Source organism: Infirmifilum tikiterense, assembly GCF_054696565.1.
Genome location: NZ_CP182482.1, coordinates 12,905 through 30,771, shown reverse-complemented (window position 1 = coordinate 30,771; position 17,867 = coordinate 12,905). Strand labels below are relative to the sequence as shown.

At 46.4% G+C, this 17,867-nt stretch carries 19 protein-coding genes and 1 pseudogene; all 20 read right to left on the bottom strand.

Features of this window, described 5'->3' with window-relative positions; all coding sequences use genetic code 11:
- Positions 1 to 139 precede the first annotated feature (139 nt).
- Positions 140 to 355, bottom strand: coding sequence for a hypothetical protein (locus ACNO7C_RS00185; RefSeq protein ID WP_460025029.1), 216 nt, complete (start codon positions 353 to 355; stop codon positions 140 to 142).
- A 266-nt stretch (positions 356 to 621) separates the two neighbouring features.
- Positions 622 to 1,647: a glycosyltransferase family 2 protein gene (locus ACNO7C_RS00180; RefSeq protein ID WP_460025028.1), complete on the bottom strand. Its 1,026-nt coding sequence runs from the start codon at positions 1,645 to 1,647 to the stop codon at positions 622 to 624.
- On the bottom strand, positions 1,634 to 2,854 hold the full coding sequence (locus ACNO7C_RS00175; RefSeq protein ID WP_460025027.1) for a glycosyltransferase: 1,221 nt from the start codon (positions 2,852 to 2,854) through the stop codon (positions 1,634 to 1,636). Before ACNO7C_RS00175 ends, ACNO7C_RS00180 begins: the two co-directional genes overlap by 14 nt.
- On the bottom strand, positions 2,830 to 4,155 hold the full coding sequence (gene wecB / locus ACNO7C_RS00170) for a non-hydrolyzing UDP-N-acetylglucosamine 2-epimerase (protein ID WP_460025026.1): 1,326 nt from the start codon (positions 4,153 to 4,155) through the stop codon (positions 2,830 to 2,832). The genes ACNO7C_RS00175 and wecB overlap by 25 nt, the downstream gene beginning before the upstream one ends.
- A gap of 55 nt (positions 4,156 to 4,210) precedes the next feature.
- A complete protein-coding gene (locus ACNO7C_RS00165) occupies positions 4,211 to 5,359 on the bottom strand; it encodes a hypothetical protein (protein WP_460025025.1) in 1,149 nt (382 codons plus the stop codon).
- Between the two features lie 177 nt (positions 5,360 to 5,536).
- Positions 5,537 to 5,749 (bottom strand): glycosyltransferase, encoded by a 213-nt coding sequence (locus ACNO7C_RS00160; protein WP_460025024.1) that lies wholly within the window; start codon positions 5,747 to 5,749, stop codon positions 5,537 to 5,539.
- Between the two features lie 4 nt (positions 5,750 to 5,753).
- The gene (locus ACNO7C_RS00155; protein ID WP_460025023.1) at positions 5,754 to 6,536 is read right to left on the bottom strand and encodes a glycosyltransferase; all 783 of its coding nucleotides are present in this window, start codon (positions 6,534 to 6,536) and stop codon (positions 5,754 to 5,756) included.
- Between the two features lie 404 nt (positions 6,537 to 6,940).
- On the bottom strand, positions 6,941 to 7,870 hold the full coding sequence (locus ACNO7C_RS00150; RefSeq protein WP_460025022.1) for an FkbM family methyltransferase: 930 nt from the start codon (positions 7,868 to 7,870) through the stop codon (positions 6,941 to 6,943).
- Positions 7,871 to 7,886: 16 nt separating this feature from the next.
- Entirely contained in the window at positions 7,887 to 8,795 is a 909-nt protein-coding gene (locus ACNO7C_RS00145; RefSeq protein WP_460025021.1) for a glycosyltransferase, read from the bottom strand.
- Between the two features lie 190 nt (positions 8,796 to 8,985).
- Positions 8,986 to 9,354 (bottom strand): glycosyltransferase family 2 protein, encoded by a 369-nt coding sequence (locus tag ACNO7C_RS00140; RefSeq protein WP_460025020.1) that lies wholly within the window; start codon positions 9,352 to 9,354, stop codon positions 8,986 to 8,988.
- Between the two features lie 114 nt (positions 9,355 to 9,468).
- The gene (locus tag ACNO7C_RS00135) at positions 9,469 to 10,431 is read right to left on the bottom strand and encodes a hypothetical protein (protein WP_460025019.1); all 963 of its coding nucleotides are present in this window, start codon (positions 10,429 to 10,431) and stop codon (positions 9,469 to 9,471) included.
- A gap of 129 nt (positions 10,432 to 10,560) precedes the next feature.
- Entirely contained in the window at positions 10,561 to 12,090 is a 1,530-nt protein-coding gene (locus ACNO7C_RS00130) for a hypothetical protein (RefSeq protein WP_460025018.1), read from the bottom strand.
- Positions 12,087 to 13,229 carry a glycosyltransferase family 4 protein gene (locus ACNO7C_RS00125; RefSeq protein ID WP_460025017.1) on the bottom strand — a complete coding sequence of 381 codons (1,143 nt, stop codon included), beginning with the start codon at positions 13,227 to 13,229 and terminating at the stop codon, positions 12,087 to 12,089. Before ACNO7C_RS00125 ends, ACNO7C_RS00130 begins: the two co-directional genes overlap by 4 nt.
- A gap of 205 nt (positions 13,230 to 13,434) precedes the next feature.
- Positions 13,435 to 13,656, bottom strand: coding sequence for an FkbM family methyltransferase (locus tag ACNO7C_RS00120; RefSeq protein WP_460025939.1), 222 nt, complete (start codon positions 13,654 to 13,656; stop codon positions 13,435 to 13,437).
- A 45-nt stretch (positions 13,657 to 13,701) separates the two neighbouring features.
- Positions 13,702 to 13,932 carry a hypothetical protein gene (locus tag ACNO7C_RS00115; RefSeq protein WP_460025016.1) on the bottom strand — a complete coding sequence of 77 codons (231 nt, stop codon included), beginning with the start codon at positions 13,930 to 13,932 and terminating at the stop codon, positions 13,702 to 13,704.
- 66 nt (positions 13,933 to 13,998) lie between these two features.
- Positions 13,999 to 14,274, bottom strand: a pseudogene (locus ACNO7C_RS00110) (glycosyltransferase family 2 protein); the annotation flags it as partial.
- 140 nt (positions 14,275 to 14,414) lie between these two features.
- Positions 14,415 to 14,846: a glycosyltransferase gene (locus ACNO7C_RS00105; RefSeq protein ID WP_460025015.1), complete on the bottom strand. Its 432-nt coding sequence runs from the start codon at positions 14,844 to 14,846 to the stop codon at positions 14,415 to 14,417.
- A 44-nt stretch (positions 14,847 to 14,890) separates the two neighbouring features.
- Entirely contained in the window at positions 14,891 to 15,490 is a 600-nt protein-coding gene (locus ACNO7C_RS00100) for a glycosyltransferase family protein (protein WP_460025014.1), read from the bottom strand.
- 360 nt (positions 15,491 to 15,850) lie between these two features.
- The gene (locus ACNO7C_RS00095) at positions 15,851 to 16,924 is read right to left on the bottom strand and encodes a glycosyltransferase family 4 protein (protein WP_460025013.1); all 1,074 of its coding nucleotides are present in this window, start codon (positions 16,922 to 16,924) and stop codon (positions 15,851 to 15,853) included.
- Positions 16,925 to 17,710: a glycosyltransferase family 2 protein gene (locus tag ACNO7C_RS00090; RefSeq protein WP_460025012.1), complete on the bottom strand. Its 786-nt coding sequence runs from the start codon at positions 17,708 to 17,710 to the stop codon at positions 16,925 to 16,927.
- Positions 17,711 to 17,867: the final 157 nt, after the last annotated feature.

The following is a 17,867-nucleotide window of genomic DNA, read 5'->3' as shown; positions in this document are numbered from 1 at the left end:
TGTAGCATCATCCGAGACGAGCCTGGATCAAATGAAGAGGGTTCCTCCTCCGGTTGTCCCAATCTCTAGAACCCTCCTAGGCCTTAAGTTTGCAATGATCTCTGCCAACCTAAGGATCTCCTTATACACCTGAGCAGGCCTAAATGTCGATGTAGACATCGCGCCTCAGCACTAGGCTTGCAATCGGATCCCTAAACCTGAAGCCGAAGGCCTTGTCGACGACATCCCTAGGAGTGGGAAAAACCTCGGCGAGCCTCCTCAGCCTCCTTCCGGCAAGCCTTGCTATGAAGATGAACCTTACAGCATCGTAAAGCTTCCCTGCAAGCCTTAAGTGCGATCCTACCTCAACCTCCACGCCTCATCCAGCCCCGACCAGAAATCCGTCGACCTCCAATCTAAGGCTTACTCTGCAGGCAAAGCGCTTCAGACTTCAACACATGGCAGTTCTATATAGTATCTAAGGGGAACGTTGAAATATTCGCCAAATGTTCCATCCCAACTCATAATATTCACTCGCATGAAGAAGTACTGCATGAATAATCCCCTACTTTTCAATAGCCTCAACGCGATACACCGAGAAAGCACCATTAAGATAAGTAATGTAGTTTAGGCTATGCTTTACTACTTCTCCAATGCCGGTTGCCTCCTATAGAGCCCTGTTAGGTACAGTTTAAGTCCCACTAGCTTGAAGGTAATCAAACGGCGTGCCAAAATCTCTGAAAGATGCCTTCTTCTGACTAAGCTCAACTTTTTCCTAGTTAAATACTTGAGATCTCTGAAGAACTTGTATACGATCCTCAGTGTGAGTCTTGCCTCAATTTTATCCCCTCTTATAACAGATAAAAAGCTAAGATCTATGTAGAACGCAAGAAGGAGGAGAGAAGCGACGATACCCACTAAGAGAGGGTAGTTAGTAAACACTGTGTACAATCTATTTCTCCTGCCAAAGTAGATGGCTTGATACGGTAGCTTCTTGGTGATATGCTGACCAACATGATAGGCTATCGCATTAGGCGCATAGATTATACGGTAGCCGGCAAGCCAGCACCTCCAGCAGAAGTCCAAATCCTCGTTGTAGAGGAAGAACCTAGGATCCATGCCACCGAGCCTTAAGTAGATGTCGCGTCGTAGCATAGCGCAGGCAAAGGTAGCATAGAAGATGTCTCGAGATCTGTCGTATTGACCTTGGTCCCTTTGAAGCTTGCCTATGTGAAAGCCGTGGCCAAGGAGATCCATTAATCCGCCCGCGCTGTCGATGTAGCCTCCTGGGTGGACGATCTTAGGTTGTGCAACCGCCACTTGCCCGTCGCTGGATATTATCGCCAGCAGGTTAGCGAAGCAGTAGGGATCAGCTATTGCGTCTGGATTCATCAGCACGACATACTTGCTATGTGCATGTGCTATGCCCAGATTGCATGCATAGGGGAAGCCCATGTTCTTGTGCAATCGAATGATCTTTACTCGACTGTCTTTCCCAAAGACCCTTTGTATGGTATCCACAGTACTGTCTTGGCTAGCATTATCCACCACAATGACATCCTCCAAGTGTATATTGCGTGAACTGAGAACAGACACTAAACAAGGCAGGATATACTTTCCAGCATTGTGTGTAACAATGACGACTGAAACCGTGTTATCGCAGGACATGTCGTATGTCGTATGTTGAACGTATTATATCTGCTTCTAATCTGGCCAGTCTCTCAACATCGAATAGCGAGGCTAGCCTTACAGCATTTTCACTAACCTCTCTCCAGACTAAGTCGTCTGTTATCAGCTCGGCGATGCCCGATGCAAGGCCCTCAATGTCTTCTACATCATGCACAATGCCCGCACCGTACTTCTCGATGAGAGTGGCAAGTACGCCCACCCTAGTTAAAACCACGGGGGTTCCAGCAGCGCAATACTCAAGCACTTTGTACGGGAAAGCCCTCTCGGTAACCGTTGACCGAGGGAAAGTGAGAAGACCGATTCTGCAACGCGGTAGGAAATGCTCAACGAAATTATAGGGTCTCCGCCCTAAGAATACGACTTTATCCTTTAAGCCTAAACGCTTAATCAGACTGGCTAGATGGATGCCAAAAGGCGTACCATACTCACCCACTATGTACAGCCTAACGTCTGGGATTTCCTTCGCGACCAAAGAGACCGCATTAACTGCCACATCAAGACCGGACCACCATTCAATAGCACCGACGTACACTAGAGCGTACCTATTGCGCCCTTTCGCCCTTAAGGCCGACTCACGGAACCTAGCATACTCTATGCCATTTGGTACAAAGTATGTGGGCTTACCCCGCCTGACGTGAACATCCTCTATGTACAAGTGGGGGGATGCTGAAATGACTGCATCACTATTCCTGATAGCCCATAACTCGATGGCTTTTGCTACGAGTTTGTATAAGGGGTTCCTGAAGAAGTCGTAGAACCTGTCAACGTCCTCGTAAATTATTGGCACCTCTTTTAGGTAATGCTTAAGCCTCAGAGCTAGGAATCCTGCTAGGAACGGAGTTGCTAGCACTGTAGCGTAACTCCTACGCCCGAGTCTGCTCATCAGTACCTCCAATTCGGGTAAAGTTGCTAAGGCCCCAAAGTCTCCTGGGAAAAGTGATCTCAAAGTGTAGATACGCCCTCCTCCCAGCGGCTCTTCTTTGACACCTCCCTCCGACAACTCCCGAGCTACTCTAGCGATGAGCTTCGAGAACGGTTCCCCCTCGGCTTTGTCGTAGCTCAGCAGCGGCACATCTACAACATCTACGTCGAAATAATTCATCAGGTAAGGTAGGAAGCTATGAAGTCTGTATCTGTGTTTATGGTGAAAAGCAGTCGTGATTACGAGGATCCTAGGCTTTCCCACGGCTTCATAACCCTGACATAAGACCTTACATAGACTGCAAAAGCCTTCGCTTGATCTAAGGTTAAACCGCCGTCTTTAGCCACATAGGATAACACATCATCCAGCTGTGGGACAAGGTCACTCAGCTGCTTGAATGTGTAAATGATGTAAGGGGTCTCACGCAGATCCGGCTCCTCGATGGAGAGCCCGCTACCAGCATAATTACTAATGATGCTTGCTATTCTCTGAGCCGCTTTCCCATCGCCATAGGGGTTTGGTGTATTGCTCAATTTGCTCCTCAACTGCTCACGAATCTCGATCATACGCCTTGTGTACTCGACTATAGCCTCCTCATCAGCCCCTGCTAGCACATTGCACCCAAGTAGCACGGTCTCCGGCCGTTCCGTATTATAGCGTAACGTTATGGTGGGAATCTTCAATGTGAAAGCCTCCTCCTGAACACCGCCGCTATCGGTCAGTACCGCAAGGGCGTTCTTGAGCAGATAAAGGAACTCAAAGTACCCAAGTGGTCCTGTAAGCCTTACATTGCTACGGGATTCTAGCTCGTAAAGTAGCCCGAGATCTTGCAATTTCTTCCTAGTCCGTGGATGCAGTGGCACCACGAGCAGGTACTCTGAGGCAAGCTTAACCAATGCTCTGACTATGGAGGATAGTCTACTTAAGCTTTCTACGTTCTCCTGCCTATGCACAGTGACTAGAATGAAGGGCCTGTCTAGCTTGAGCGTGCTCGCTAGCTCGCCATGCTTTTCAGCTATGTGCAGAGCCTCCAGTAGCACATCGACAATGGTGTTGCCTGTGAGGAACGTCCGCGAGAGGGGGATCCCCTCGGCCAGCACGTTCAGGGTAGCGATCAGTGAGGGTGTAAAAAGGAGCTGTGCAACATGATCAGCAACTCTCCTATTAACCTCCTCAGGCATGCTCTCATTCCAGCTACGGAGACCGGCCTCGATATGGGCAAATGGTACAAGAGACTTTACAGCGGAAAGGGCAGCAGCTACAACAGTGTTCGTATCTCCTAAAGCGGCTACAACATTCGGGTTATACCGCTTGATTGCTTCCTCAATGCCGATCATAGTCTTAGCGGTCTGAACGGCATGGCTACCACTACCGACGCTGAGATCAAAATCTGGCTCGGGCAACTTCAGCTCCTCGATAAAAACCCTGCTCATCTCATAGTCGTAGTGCTGACCGCTCCACACGAACACGTAGTCGATGCCCCCGTGCTCGAGCTCCCGGAACACAGGAGCTAACTTTACGAGCTCGGGCCTAGTACCAGCAACGATCATGACCCTGACTGCCATAGAATCTCACTCATACCCTGGCACATGTAAGCAATATTTAACACACGTGCTAACCTCAGAAGAGGTATTGCATCATTTCGCTTAAGGACAGTTCTTTTTTCGAAAATACGAAGGCTTGAGCTGCAAACATCATCGACCACGTATGCGTCCTTCGCGCACTGTATAACGGATACCAAACATGTGCGGGTAAGGCGCCGTGTGCACGCGCTCTCCTGAACATAATGCTCTTCAAGAAGCCCAGCCCCTTCTCGGCGTGCATCAACCAGAACTCGTTGCCCGTAATCTTGTGCAATATGAGCCAGATACGAATAGCCTGCGCTGTAGCATCGGTCACAAGTCTCCTAACAAATATGGGATAAGGATATAAATCGGGTAAACCACCACTCCTATGCTGAATGCGTGCAAGCCACTTAGCACCCCTCACAGCAACATCTAGATACCTATCATCTCCAAGTTCATGCCATGCATAGAGAAAACCTTCGAGAGCATAGCAATGAGTATGGTGAAAGACATAGTTAGTATCCTCCCTGGCCCTAAAAGCACCATTATCCATCTGGAGCTTTAAGAGCCATGCAAGAAGCTTCTCGGCAGAATCTCTAAATCTATCATCGCCACTAAGTTTCCATGCTGTTAGGAGAGGTATAGCTAGCTTACCATGAAGGCACCCACCGTTACCATACCACGTGTTAAAGTCTATAAATCCCTTCTCACCATAGTCGTAAGCCGCTGCAAAACCACCATCACTACGTTGCATAGCACTGACTAGCCACTCAGAAATTCTCAGCCCATGGTCGAGGTACTTTTTACTATTTAAAGCTCTGTAGGCATCGAAAAAAGCCTTAGCAACAACGCCGTTATCAAAGGAATACGCAAGACTGGACCATGCATCCTTACTAGGGTAAAAGCCATAGAGTATGGCAGAACCGGACACCTTACTGCGAGCAACCATGAGAAACTCAGCGAGAAGCTTAACAAGATCGAGGTGCTCAACATCGCCGGTCAAAGCGCTTAAGAAACTATGGAATGAGAGACCGTAACCTGTGACCTCGCAGTAGACAGGCTCAATAGGCTTGTTCCTGGCTAAGTCATAGCCATAGAAGTAACCATAGCCACTCTCAGCTCTAAAAAGGAGATTTTGCAAAAACGAGACTATATACGAAGCAAGATTTTCTCTCATACTATCCGTAAAGTATTCATTCTTCATTTCCCCAGTTCTCTCAAATGTTATCTATTTATAATTTTCGCATATCCTGAGATAGCTTTAATCTATGTGTACCATTGAGGAGTCCAAAAGCAATGCCAAGCGCGGTGGGCAAATCGAGCCTATAGAGCTCGGCTATTAACCACCATATATTAGAGAGGATGCATCGAATTGATGACTTTAACCCATAATGCTTGTATATAAAGCATAGCGAGCTCTCAACTGTATACATAGCTTTCTTATCATAGGCGTGGAACCATTATCTACAAATACTACGATAAAGTCCCTGTAATCAGTGTTGAGGACGCCGTTAAGGCATCTCTTCAGAAGCTTAGACCCTAGAGCGCGTAAACCATTGTGATTCAATACTATAATGGCCACATTTTTACCCATGCAATCACTGCCCCCAAATCTTCGTGAAAATCTCTTCTGCTAGCCTAGCAACAGCTTCAACTGAGTACATTGTTTCAATGACCCTCCTAGCTTTTTTGCTCAGAAACTCCTTATTATTAATGACTTCCATGATGGATTTAGCCAGAATATCAGGACCTGGTTTACTTAATGCTATTCCAGCACTGTATTTACTAACAATATAACCGATGTCTCCAATAGAAGTCGTTACAGGTGGAAGACCGCAGGACATGGCCTCTAGGACGGTAATAGGTGGGTCAGCCATTAACTTGCCTGTAAGGGGCATATACAGTAGTACATCAAAGCTGTTGTATGCTGAAACCTTTTCATCATCGTCTACCAGGACCCTTAGTTTAAGTATTAGATTGTTATTAAGACCATGTTTACGTATAAGATTATTAATATATCTATAGTATCCAAGGCTTTCCCTATTACGGACAGTGCTGAGAGCGACTAAAACCGGCTTATAACCTGCATTCTTAAGCCTCAATAACATGGGTATAATTATCTCAATGGGAAATCTATCTCGAATTAGCGGTCCCATGTAGAGTAAACGAACATCAGCCTCTTCAATTCCATTCTTAAGCCATTCAGTTATAGTGCCACTTTGAGGAGAAAATACTCCTGCATCAATAGCCGGAGGAAGATAAACAGCCGGTTTCCGGCGCTTTCTTATCGCATGATATATTGATGTCGAAGTTGCAACACGAATGTAAGCATGGTTGAGTACAGCATCTCTCCAATCTAATGTAAAATTTTCCACGAACACTTTACCGCGTTCCCGTCGCAGGTAAGGTAGAGAAGGCGCATAGCCTATATACCATAGAATGCGATAAGCGTTGGGCAGTACAACACTGTGCAAAGCGTAGTTTAGCATGAATTGAGCAAGCCTAGGACGCACATCAGGGTCACAACCTTCGACGAAATACGCTTTGGCATCAAGTTGGCGCAACCAGACAAAATATTTGCGGTATACCTCATTGCCGAACGCATTCTCATGGAAATGCGTGACCCTCCTGTAGTCACGGAACGCTGTAAGCAAGCTCACGTCATCAAGAAACCTAACTACCCTTGGGTGAGTAAACAGCATCAGCCTAGATTTAGCGAGGCTTGCAGTAGCACTATCCCAAGGAGGAGTAATCCTAGGACCTATAACAACTGCATGCATGGTGTCTACTCTAAACTAAGGCTTTCTCGTATAGCATATAAAAACCCTGTGTTAAGTTTAGGGTTTCTGCTTATGATTTCTACTTTAAACCCGCTTCCTTTCAACTTATCTATGAGCGGCTTAGGGTCTCCGTGAAATTCTAGGATTATTTCTCTAAATGCTCTTAACGTCTCCTTATCCGAGCCTAATATTGCGTCATATTCGCATCCTTCGCAATCCATTTTCAATACTAAATCTTCTGCTAATTCAAAATTACGTTTTAATCTCTCTATAAGCGTTGATAACTTACAGCATACAACTTCAACTCCTGCGCTACCATATGCTGGCTTGGCGATAGTATCTTCTTCGGTGTACAAGAGATGTATCACTCCATCCTTGCTTGCAATAGCAATATTGATCGGTTTTATTATTGAATCTAAAGAATTGATTTTAATATTTTTGACTAGAAGGCTGTATGTATATGGGTACGGTTCGAGGGCGAACACTTTCCTTGTACCTCTCAAGGCGAAATATATTGCGGTATCGCCGATATATGCCCCTACATCAATAACACATCTGCTAGCGATGTTAAGATGCACATAGTCTTCGTAGAAAAATGTACTAAGCAAAGTATCAAGGTTCACCTCCTTAGGAAAGTGAAGCGCTATCCTTTTGCCAAGGTATTCAAAGGATGCTGTATTCTCAGATAGACTAAGGTTCCTAAGCTTAGCTTTTAGAAATTCTACTGTGATGTGTTTCCAGTACTCGGGCCACGCCTCCTTGCTAACTAGAACTGTGTGTCCAGACCTTAATTGAGCCACACAAGATCTTTTCAAACCTATATGTACTAGTAAAACCTCGTACCAATTTCCAGTTGTTTTGTAAACCCTCCAGACCCTCCCTAATTTGCCTCTAACCAGAGACTCTTTTATTCCATAACCTACGAAGGGAGGCATACCTAGACACTATTTATCATCTTTTGAGCTCGCAATAACGTATGCCACTTAAGTAACCGATAATGTAGCCGATAGGATATGCTAATCGGGTAATCTGCCCTTTCAGGAGCGATGCTATGCAACGGGCTACTAAGTGTAATGCAAGCATATCTTTTGGAATTTCTACAAAATGAGTGTTTGATCCGTCCCACATACCTTTTTTTAGCTCCGCAATTATTCCTTCATAATTTGACTTCGGCATGACCCAGCCTACATGTAATGTGATGGCATTCTGAGCGACAGCCCATAAGTATCCCCTTCCAATTATATGCTGTGTAATTGAGTAGTCTTCTAACGAACCCTGATTAGGATGGGGCTTCCAATCAGCTACAATATCCTTCCGCAGAAGGGTAGAAATAAGCATACCTCTGGTGAGGGCAAATAGTCCTCGATGAACTACCATAGATGCATTTACATGGTTTATGGGATACTTTAATTTTAAGACACTTTTTCTCTGTAGAGGTCTGGAATTTTGTAAAATGTATACGTGAGACCCCTCGATCGCACCTACGTTAGGTAGCACAAGTAACCGCTTAATCGCGTGAAACCATCCAGGTAGCAGAATGGCATCATCGTTTAGAAACATAAACCATGAGGTCTCTACCTGTTTAATACCTAAGTAACGTGCATATGCCAGATTACAGCTACATCTAATCATGGTTGCATCTGGGAAAATTTCACGAACAACACTTAACGTGCCATCATGGCTATGCTTGTCTATAACGATAAAATTATTTATCGGTGCTTCATGTTTAACACTTTTAAGAACTAGCCTAAAGTAAGGCTTATTGCTATTATAAGTACACATTACAACATCTATTCTCTGTTTATCTATATCACTTATATCCTCAGTATGCAAGATGCTTTCCGATCTTAAAGGAATCATCCACGAGCACCCTTAGGATTATTAAAAATCTCTGCTCAGCACTATAAACTCTGCTGTACCGCTCATAAGGAAGAGTAGTCTCAGAGCTCCCAACAATTACACGCGTCCAAATCCTGTTTTGGGTAGCTTCTGGAATGGATAAAAATTTATTTTGAACACATTCAGTGGAAATTCTTCAGTAAATTCCTTGTTAGTGAAGCTTCGTTTTTAGGGATTTTGCCAGTCCTAATTCAATTCCAAGAAAAATATCTAGCGCTTGTTGAACTTTTCCCCTAAACAAACTTGTTATAAACCAGGACAAGAATTTGAAAGTTTCTAATACTGCTGAACACAGGCCAAAATATTTAGAAACGAAATACAAATGACTTGTTGTAATATATTTGGCTTCATGCCTGTATTTCTTTATAATTGTTCCTCCTAAGTGTGTTACATTGGTATTTAAAACAACGCCTATTTTTGCGCCCCTTCCACGAGCTCTTAATGCAAAATCTACATCATCGTAAAAGAACGGGCATTCTTCATCAAAGCCTCGAGATGCCTTAAAAAGCTCTCTTTTCATCAGACAGAACGAGCCATGGAATGACAAGACAGGAATAACTATCAACTTTTGCTGTAGTAAATTATTTGCCTGCTTAATTGTGTTAGAATCTACTACAAAAAATTTTCACTGAATCTATTTCTTGTCCTTTGTACCGCACCAGGACGGGCTCCCCCGGAGAGCTTCGCTAACGTCGCTTTCATTGAATACGATGAGCTTCTCACCCGTAGAAGCGACAGTGAAGTTCTCTCCGACGGCTAAACTCATGAAGTTGTTGAAAACTTGGTTCAATCCCTCTAGGTGTAGTAGCCTCCACTCTCCGAGTCTGTCCGAGACCGCCAATGCACTGGAGGCTCCGAGAGCCCCAATCCAGACGCCCTTAAACGCCTTCAGCTCATTCATCTGCGCATGCCTAACGCCTCCACCCCTCCACTTCAGGAAGATGAAGCTCCACTTCTCCTCCTCAGGGCTGAAGACTCCTAAGCCGCCCCTAGCTATGCCGCTGTCGAAGCCGAAGACAACGATGTCTTCAAGCACGGCGACCGGTAGGAACTGCCAGGGACCCCTGTATGCCGGCTCCAAGAACCCCCCCTTGATTGCTACAGCCCTCACGAGGTTCGCATCTCCGAGGGTTGCGTGAACCGCATCCCTATACGGGTCGTAGGCAATGTAGTGGAAGTGCCTTGAGGTTGGATCCGCTTCAATGTTTGTTAGAACCCGGCTCCACCTGTAGCCATCAGCTGAGGCGTAAAGCCCCGTAGGGCTCTCCCCGTACTCTTGAACCACTATTCCCTCAGGGAATTCACAGGCATGCCAAATACTGTTACCGCGCGCAACCGTTAAGGCAGACCGCCACTCAACAAGGTCTCTGGACGCATACAGCGTGCTATCCACTGAAGCTAGGTAGATGTCGCCGAGCCTAGCAATAAGCACGCCCCGAACCCCGTTGAACCGGTACAGGTACTTAACATCGAATCGAGGCGGCCTAACCCTAGCGAGCAATACATTACTCCCTTCTCTAATCAGTGTAAGCACGTCTCCGCGATCTACGGAAACGGCCTGAGCCTTAACGTTCAAGACCTTCAAAGTGTTTATCACCTAGACGTACCCCATTTTTGCAAAGATGGAGCTGGAACATCGAGATGTACTTTCACCCCAAGCTCAACAAGTTTATTGACCTATATCCGTTGGATGGAAGTTTAACTGAGATGAGCTCGTAGAGTACTTTCAACTCCACCACGCCTCTGCTATATCGCTGCTAAGGATCAGAGATCCCGCTTGTGAAGACCCCTCAAGAACTGTTATGACACGTGTAAAGGCCGAGTACCAGATGGGAATAGAGTAAACTGATTTAACAGATAGAAGCCCTGAAGTGTAGCGGGAGGCTATAGCTTCAGCTATCAAGTAGCTCTCATATGTCGTGGGCGTATAGCTTGGAATGGGGTTTGAGGGTAGGTAGAGCCATATGTTTACAGTAGGAGTAAACAGTGACAGTGCATAGGCTATGGCAACTATTAGCGCAAAAGCGACTTGAAGAACCCCCCTCTCCTCAACGTGCTTAAGTGTGTAGGCAGCGGATATCGCCACAAATATGAAACCTGGGTATCCAAGCTCTCTGCTCAAACTGTTCGAAAAGGTGCTTGCGAGCAGGCCCATCAAGAGCATCGTACCCCCTGTTAGGAGATGAGCCAAATAGTGCGAGTCGATAGAATGGCATCTTAGTCTTTTGGAGATCTTTGACAGTATATAGAGTAGGAGCGGGGTCGAGGCCATTGCTGGTAGAACGGTGAATGAGTATAAAGTGATACGCGGTATTTGTGGCACAAACCAGTGCGGTTCTCTTGTAGTTGCCTGCAAACCGAGGTTTAAAAACCTTAAAAGTTCGTGCCAGTAGGTTTCAGCACCCAAATATGCCGTGGTGTAGAGGAACCTCAGCACATTCATAATTAAGGAGAGTGATGTAGCAAAGGCCAGAGTCTTCACATCGCTGCTTTTATCAGCATTCCCAAGGAATATACGCACAAATACATAGGACAGCGGTAGAAGGGTTGCGAGCATTGCTGAGCCGTGAAATAGGAGGGCTCCCGAGTAGAGTAGCGCAAATATAATCCACTTAGTCTTATCGCTTCTAGGTATTGCGAAATTCATTGCGAGAAGAGCGAGCGCCATAGGTGCGGCTAAATACCAGCTAAAGAGATTAACTACGGGCACAGCAACTAAAGCTAAGAATAGGATGAAGAATGAGGTACATCCAATATTTGTATGCTTCTTTATGAGAGCCCTTAAAGCTACGGCTAGGAAGAGCCCTATCGCCATGGATAGAGGGAGATCGGAGAAGATGCTCTCGACCGGTAGCTCTCCTAGGAGTGCGAATAGAGCCATATAGAATGCGTGTACATCTATCAAATCATAGTAGGGGTTCTTCAGCGATCTAGCCCAGTGACCAGATTTGAAAATCAGGAATGCATCGGGAGTTTCTTCCCCAATAACTGCTCCAGGAATTCCTAAAAGCAACCACCATTCAAACGCAATAAGTACCGCTAAGGTAATGAATACGAAGAGATTTCCATGATGAGACGTTTGATTCATAGAAATCCCACCTCCGCATCTAGAAGAGACCGAAATCGCAACTGCAAACAGAAGAATATTTGCAGCTGTAAGGAGTATTAGAAGCTGAATACTCGGAATAGATTGAATAGGCCTGCTCAAATTCATTAATAACTCAAATATTAAGCTGATGATAAAGTCAATGTTCATGAGATTAGCCCCTTCTTCCTCAATTTAACTATGAGATCCCTTGCCACGTTATCCCACGAAAACTCCTTAGCTGTTTCAATAGCTCTTTCCCTGATTGTTGAAAGCCTTCCCAAGCTTGAAGCTATGCCATCTAACATCGATGCAATTTCACCTTCATGTAAGGGGTCGATGACGAAACCGTTTACGCCATTCTTAACGATTTCCGCCGTGCCAGCGTATCTCGAAACTATGGGAATAGAGCCGCAGGCCATAGCCTCTAGTGTCGCGAGCGAAAATGGGTCGAAAATCGAAGGTAGAGTGAAGAAGTCTGAGATTTGATACAGCATTCTAAGATCTTGGGTCTCAAGCCAACCTTTGAGTATGGCAACATCCTCTAAGCCATACTTTCTTATTACGCTTTTTGCATGTTCGAAATTGTGTAATCCAAGTCCTGCAACTATAACCTTCATCTCCTTCTTGTACTTCGCTTCACTTAACTCCCTTAATAAAATGTCGAACCCCTTCCTCCTAGATATCCCTCCGTTGTATAAAATCAGTATACTTCCATCGTAGCCCATCTTCCTTCTAAGCCCATCCCTTACATCTGATGGAAGAGGGTAATAGTAGTCTGTGTCAACACCGTTATAATTCTCTATTATGCGCTCCTCGTCAATATCATAATATTTCAACAATATATTTTTGACAAGGTTCGATACTGCAAGTAAATATCTAGATGTTGAAAAGAGAATCTTCTCTGCTAAGGCTTCCACTCTTAAGGATCTTGGAATCGATTCGCCTAGATTCATCAAGGCTTCTATCCAGCCATATCGAGGGAAGTGTATCCATGTAATATCGTCGCATATGGTGTACCCGTTGCCAATAACTACATCAATTCCATATTTTCTTTTAATGTACTTTACATATAAGCTCAAGAGGATCGGCGCGGACATCCTTGAGGAAAGCCTCGGATTGACATGATGAATGATACCCCCGAGCACACGCAAGGAATCAACAAGCGAAGGTTCCGCGAATGAAGTCAATACATGCACTTTGAGGCCTAACCTTAGTAAAGATTTGGCAAGACCAAAGCTACACTTAGGAGCCGATTGATCTAGATTCAACCTTCTGGATACTATAAGAATGGAATAAAAGCTTCCCATAGCACTACACCGGCTATTCATGTACACATTCTGTAGCGTACAGGATATATGTTCCTTGTCCTGATTTGAATACTTCAACTCTTCTGTATCCGTACTTCTTAAGCATTTTTAGCACATATGCTAGGTTATATTTGCTGTGGATTTCCCTACAATTGATTTGATTCGACGATGTGAAAAAGCTTCTTTATCTGATAGAACCTCTAATTCAGCTCCTTCGAATATCCATCTTTAATATATCTATTTGTGATATTTTAAGATGCTTCAGTAATGTTGAGAGCTTCATACATGGAACAATTATGGGTTTTCCACCTCCATGAACAAGTTCTTCGTATACCGTCGTTTTATCAGTGGAGTCACGTGCAGATATGAAGAGCGGAGTTGAACCATCATAGCTTCTCACGGCAAGCGGCAGCAATGTTACATTCATCACGATATGAGCTTTTCGGATTTACGCGATAGTATTGCGATCGTTTTATGATGCCGAGGGTAGTATGAATTGCCATAACTTTACACTTATACGCAATTTTGTATCTGCTTTTCGGATTCTCATAGCAAGATCGTAATCTTCTCCGAGTACTGGTTCTGGTAGTTGATGATCCCATGGAACAACGATCAAAGCTTCACGCAGAGCTACAAAGCAGGTGCCAAACGTTACCGGCTCCCTTTGCTTCAGCAGCAGCATTTCATCCAGCATTCTAGCCATACGTACAACAAACGCCAATCTCTTTGCATAATATATCAAGCTCTTCTTATAGAACAGGTCAACGCTTCAACATGCTAAGACACCTAGCTTTGGATCCAAAAATCTCTTCTCTTCGAATTCATTGATTAACTCTATCAAGAAGTTGGAACCGAAGATGAGGTCATCTTCAAGAACGGCTATGTACTTTCCATTAGTTAATCGAACAGCGATGTTAGCAGTTAGTGCTCTGTTAAAGTAGCCTCCCTCAAACATTATGCCCTTAACGCCCGGCCTAAAGCTTCTCAGAAGATCTGCAATAGTATCCCCATTGATTTCGCATGCGACAATGAGCTCAAAATTGCTATAAGTCTGATTTCAAAGCATTTCGATGATTTTACGAACTCTATATAAATCCCTACCATGTGTAAGAACTACAACTGAAAGCATGGCAACGCCAGATTTTTCGTAGGCTTTTATTACCCTAGGCATCTTCGGATCAAAAGCTAAGGTTTTGATATCAATCTATATAATTTCATGTATCTAAAAGCCATACTCTCGGCACTATGTCTCTGAAGTGCATACGCCCGGCAATATTCAGGGTCTAACTTGTCGACCTCCTTTATAAACTTAGCGAATTCCTGTAACGAATGTGCTAGGAACCCTACCTTACCGTGAAGAATTAGCTCTGACATAGCGCCTTTACTCAATGCTATAACTGGTGTTCCGCAGGCTAGTGCCTCTATAACGTTTAATCCGAAGAATTCCTCTCTTAATACGGGGAAAAGCATCGCTCTGGCTCTAGCTAGAAGCTCCCTCTTCTTCCTTTCTTCTACTTCACCGAGATATTCGACGTATTTTCCGAGCTGTGGTTTAATGAACCTCTCAAAATATTCTTTATCTCTGAGCGGTCCTGCAATAAGTAATCGGAACTGCAATTCGTTGGCTAGCCACGCCGCTATATGGGCACCCTTGCTCGGTATTATATATTTATAGATATAAAGTAGTCGTCCTTAGATCTAGAGAAGGGGTATTCGCGAAGTTCAAGTCCGTTATGCACGTAGGCTATTAGATTGGGGCCTAGAATTGATTTTAGGCGGAGATATTGGTTTTGAGATATGGCCCCAAATAATGTATTCTTAGGCAGTATTATTCGCAACCTAAAGTGAGCGAGCAGAGGGGGGTCGTAATGTAGCGTTGATAAAGACTTATATTTTGTATATGCCAAGTGAATCCAGCTATCCCTTTGAATAACATGATTATGTATTAATATCCGATCCATGCAAAACTCTCTTTTTATAGCCTCAACTTTACCGAGAATGTGAAACATAAACACATGTATATTGAGTTTATCTGCATCCGGTATTAGGTCATCGATGTTAATAATATACTCACTTAAATGTTTGTCAATGGAGGTAGAAATTTTACCGATTAGTATGGGTAGAATGGGATAGTCTTCACTATGCCTAATTTCGTGAAGCTTCTTGAATAACGCATAGGCTACACGTTCTGTTCCACCGTAATAATGAGGTGGAACAGGAATATAAGGCGGCAAAAGATGGACGATGCCGATCGTTTTCATGAAATCGCCCTAATCATATTGCTTTTTGACTATTTTTAAGCATTAACATAAACCAGCAGAAAGCCGGCATCCCCCATCAGATCCCGCTTATGAATGTTTAAAATGGGCTTCAATCCGCGGAAAGGATCTAAACTGTTCTTAATTACAGCTTCTCTACCAGCTCATAGCAGACATGAAGTCCGAGTTCTTCAGCCTAATCTATTCTGAGCACATCACTTGTCGTCCCGTGGTCGCCCGACACCGTGCAATATGGGTCTGTAAATCACCTCGATGTCTAGATCTCTCATCAAGGCTATGGAGATTCCACATAGTATGGTCAAGATGTTTATTGAATCTCGACCTATGTTGTCTAATCGCGCTTCAGAAAGTGTAAAGGTGCTTAAGGTATTTATCTGCCGTTTCGCTCCAGGTGGGCACCTTTGGCTTTGGCCGCTTTGGCGCTTCCTCAAGCAATTTGAGCATCTTCTTTGCTATCTCCTCGTCTCTCTCCGCTAGGTTAGCAACAAGGGTTCTAGGTCTTTTGGCGAAGTGCTTCCCCCAGGGCTTCGCTACGACAGTGGGGACTCCTATCGCGTTGGCCTCGTTGGCTGTCTGCCCGAACGCCTCTTTCTCGGATAGGAGCGCGAAGAACCTCGCCCTGGAGAGCTTCTGGAGGTATACTTGCCTCGGTTGGAAGCCCTCTAAGCGGTATTCGACTCCGATTCTCCTGAGTTCTTCCTCTAGCTTCCCCCTGTATGGGCCTTCGCCATAAACTTCGAGCCTCACCTTAAGCCCCATATCGTTGAGTGCTCTGACGATCCTGGCAAGCCTCTCGACGTTCTTGTACCTCTCAAGCCTCCCGCTGTACATGGCGTAGTCCTCCGGGCTCCAGTGGTACTCGAAGACGTCTTCATCGACCCCGTGCTCCACCACCACTGGTTTAACCCCGAAGCTTTTCCCGATGAGCTCGGCCTCGTACTCTGACACGGCGTGCACGACGTCGACGGATCCGAGGAGCTTCTTCAGGTAGGCTCTCCAGGGGATCCAGAGGAGCCTCCTGAGGGACGTGTGGCCGGAGCCGTGGAAGTGCGGGGTGACCACGGCTCTTCCCGCGAAGCCCAGCTGCCTAAGCTTTAAGCCCACCCACACGGGGAGGACTGCGTGGACACTGTGTAGGTGCACCACGTCTACTCCTCTCGAGAGCTCCCTCAGCTGGGCCTCCAGCTCGCTGCGCTGCCTGGGGACGTGGTACGCGCCTCCCGGAGCTCGGGTGGGCCACCTGACCACCTTGACTCCGTTCACCTCCTCCTCCCGCGGTCCCTCGGCGCCGGGCTCCCCTGCCAGCACGGTGACGTCGTGGCCCATCTTAGCGAGCCTCTCGGCTACGGACTCGACCACGTACTCGACTCCGCCCACGTGAGGGTGGTATGTGGGTGAGACTGCTAGGATCTTCACTCAGAACCTCGCGGGGTTGTGGCCGGCTATTGTCATGCTCAGGGCTTTTACGATGCCTTTGGCCCACGCTCTGCCGTCCTCGCCGGCTAAGGCTAGGAGGGGTGTTGCGAGGGGTAGGAGTGCGTAGAAGGCCCTGGTCCAGGGGGGTGGCCTTGTGTGCCTCAGGGCTTGGTAGATGCCGAGGGTGGTTCTGGCCTTGTAGGCTTCCTCCTCCTTGGCGCTGGCTGTTCGCCTGGTGGTTGTGTAGGTCTTGGTGCAGAAGTGGGCTTTGTAGCCGAGCTCGAGTGCCTTGAAGAGGATGTAGGTGTCCTCGGCGATTGTGGGCGGCACGGGCAGGACGCGCTCGAAGACTTCTCGCTTCATCAGCATGAGCTCGCCGCTGGCGAAGACGTGGAGCCTCCTCCTGATGGGATCCGCGATCCTGTAGAACTTCACCTGGGGTCCCCCGCTCACCTCGACCCTGCAGTAGACGAGGTCGGCGCTGTGGAGGTGGCTGAGCGCGTGCCAGAAGTTGTGGATCCTGGTATCCACATCGTTAAGCACGACGACGTCCGCGTCTTTCGGGACGAGCCGCCTGGCGAAGTTGATGGCATCCCACTTCCCCCTGGGCTCCCTGTAGACTACGCGCGGGTGGTTTAGCCTCTCCCCGCACACGGCGGTGAACGGTAGGCCGAGGCGCTCCAGCTCCGCCGCCTTCTCTTCTACGTGACTGCGGTCCCTCGCGAGGACGACGACGAAGAGGTTCATGCTTAACCCGTTGCCTTGGGGGACCTCGGGGGCACTCACGGGGGATCCGGCTTTGCGCCCGATTTCCTCGCGGGTTCTAGGCGCCAGGCAAGGCTTTTCGGCGGTCATTCTGCTTGAGGGCCTCGAGTGGCTTAGCGGACTTTGGGGGCCTTCCCTTTCTCGAGGGCTTCAAGCTCTTCCCGCGTCATGAGGTGTA

Excerpts from the sequence above, each read along its gene's own strand:
- ACNO7C_RS00140 (WP_460025020.1), bottom strand. The coding sequence starts at position 9,354 with ATGAAAAGAGAGCTTTTTAAGGCATCTCGAGGCTTTGATGAAGAATGC.
- ACNO7C_RS00115 (WP_460025016.1), bottom strand. The coding sequence starts at position 13,932 with ATGGCTAGAATGCTGGATGAAATGCTGCTGCTGAAGCAAAGGGAGCCG.
- ACNO7C_RS00145 (WP_460025021.1), bottom strand. The coding sequence starts at position 8,795 with ATGATTCCTTTAAGATCGGAAAGCATCTTGCATACTGAGGATATAAGT.
- ACNO7C_RS00130 (WP_460025018.1), bottom strand. The coding sequence starts at position 12,090 with ATGAACATTGACTTTATCATCAGCTTAATATTTGAGTTATTAATGAAT.
- ACNO7C_RS00150 (WP_460025022.1), bottom strand. The coding sequence starts at position 7,870 with ATGCCTCCCTTCGTAGGTTATGGAATAAAAGAGTCTCTGGTTAGAGGC.
- ACNO7C_RS00180 (WP_460025028.1), bottom strand. The coding sequence starts at position 1,647 with ATGTCCTGCGATAACACGGTTTCAGTCGTCATTGTTACACACAATGCT.
- ACNO7C_RS00125 (WP_460025017.1), bottom strand. The coding sequence starts at position 13,229 with ATGGGAAGCTTTTATTCCATTCTTATAGTATCCAGAAGGTTGAATCTA.
- ACNO7C_RS00165 (WP_460025025.1), bottom strand. The coding sequence starts at position 5,359 with ATGAAGAATGAATACTTTACGGATAGTATGAGAGAAAATCTTGCTTCG.
- ACNO7C_RS00100 (WP_460025014.1), bottom strand. The coding sequence starts at position 15,490 with ATGAAAACGATCGGCATCGTCCATCTTTTGCCGCCTTATATTCCTGTT.
- ACNO7C_RS00160 (WP_460025024.1), bottom strand. The coding sequence starts at position 5,749 with ATGGGTAAAAATGTGGCCATTATAGTATTGAATCACAATGGTTTACGC.
- wecB (WP_460025026.1), bottom strand. The coding sequence starts at position 4,155 with ATGGCAGTCAGGGTCATGATCGTTGCTGGTACTAGGCCCGAGCTCGTA.
- ACNO7C_RS00120 (WP_460025939.1), bottom strand. The coding sequence starts at position 13,656 with ATGAATGTAACATTGCTGCCGCTTGCCGTGAGAAGCTATGATGGTTCA.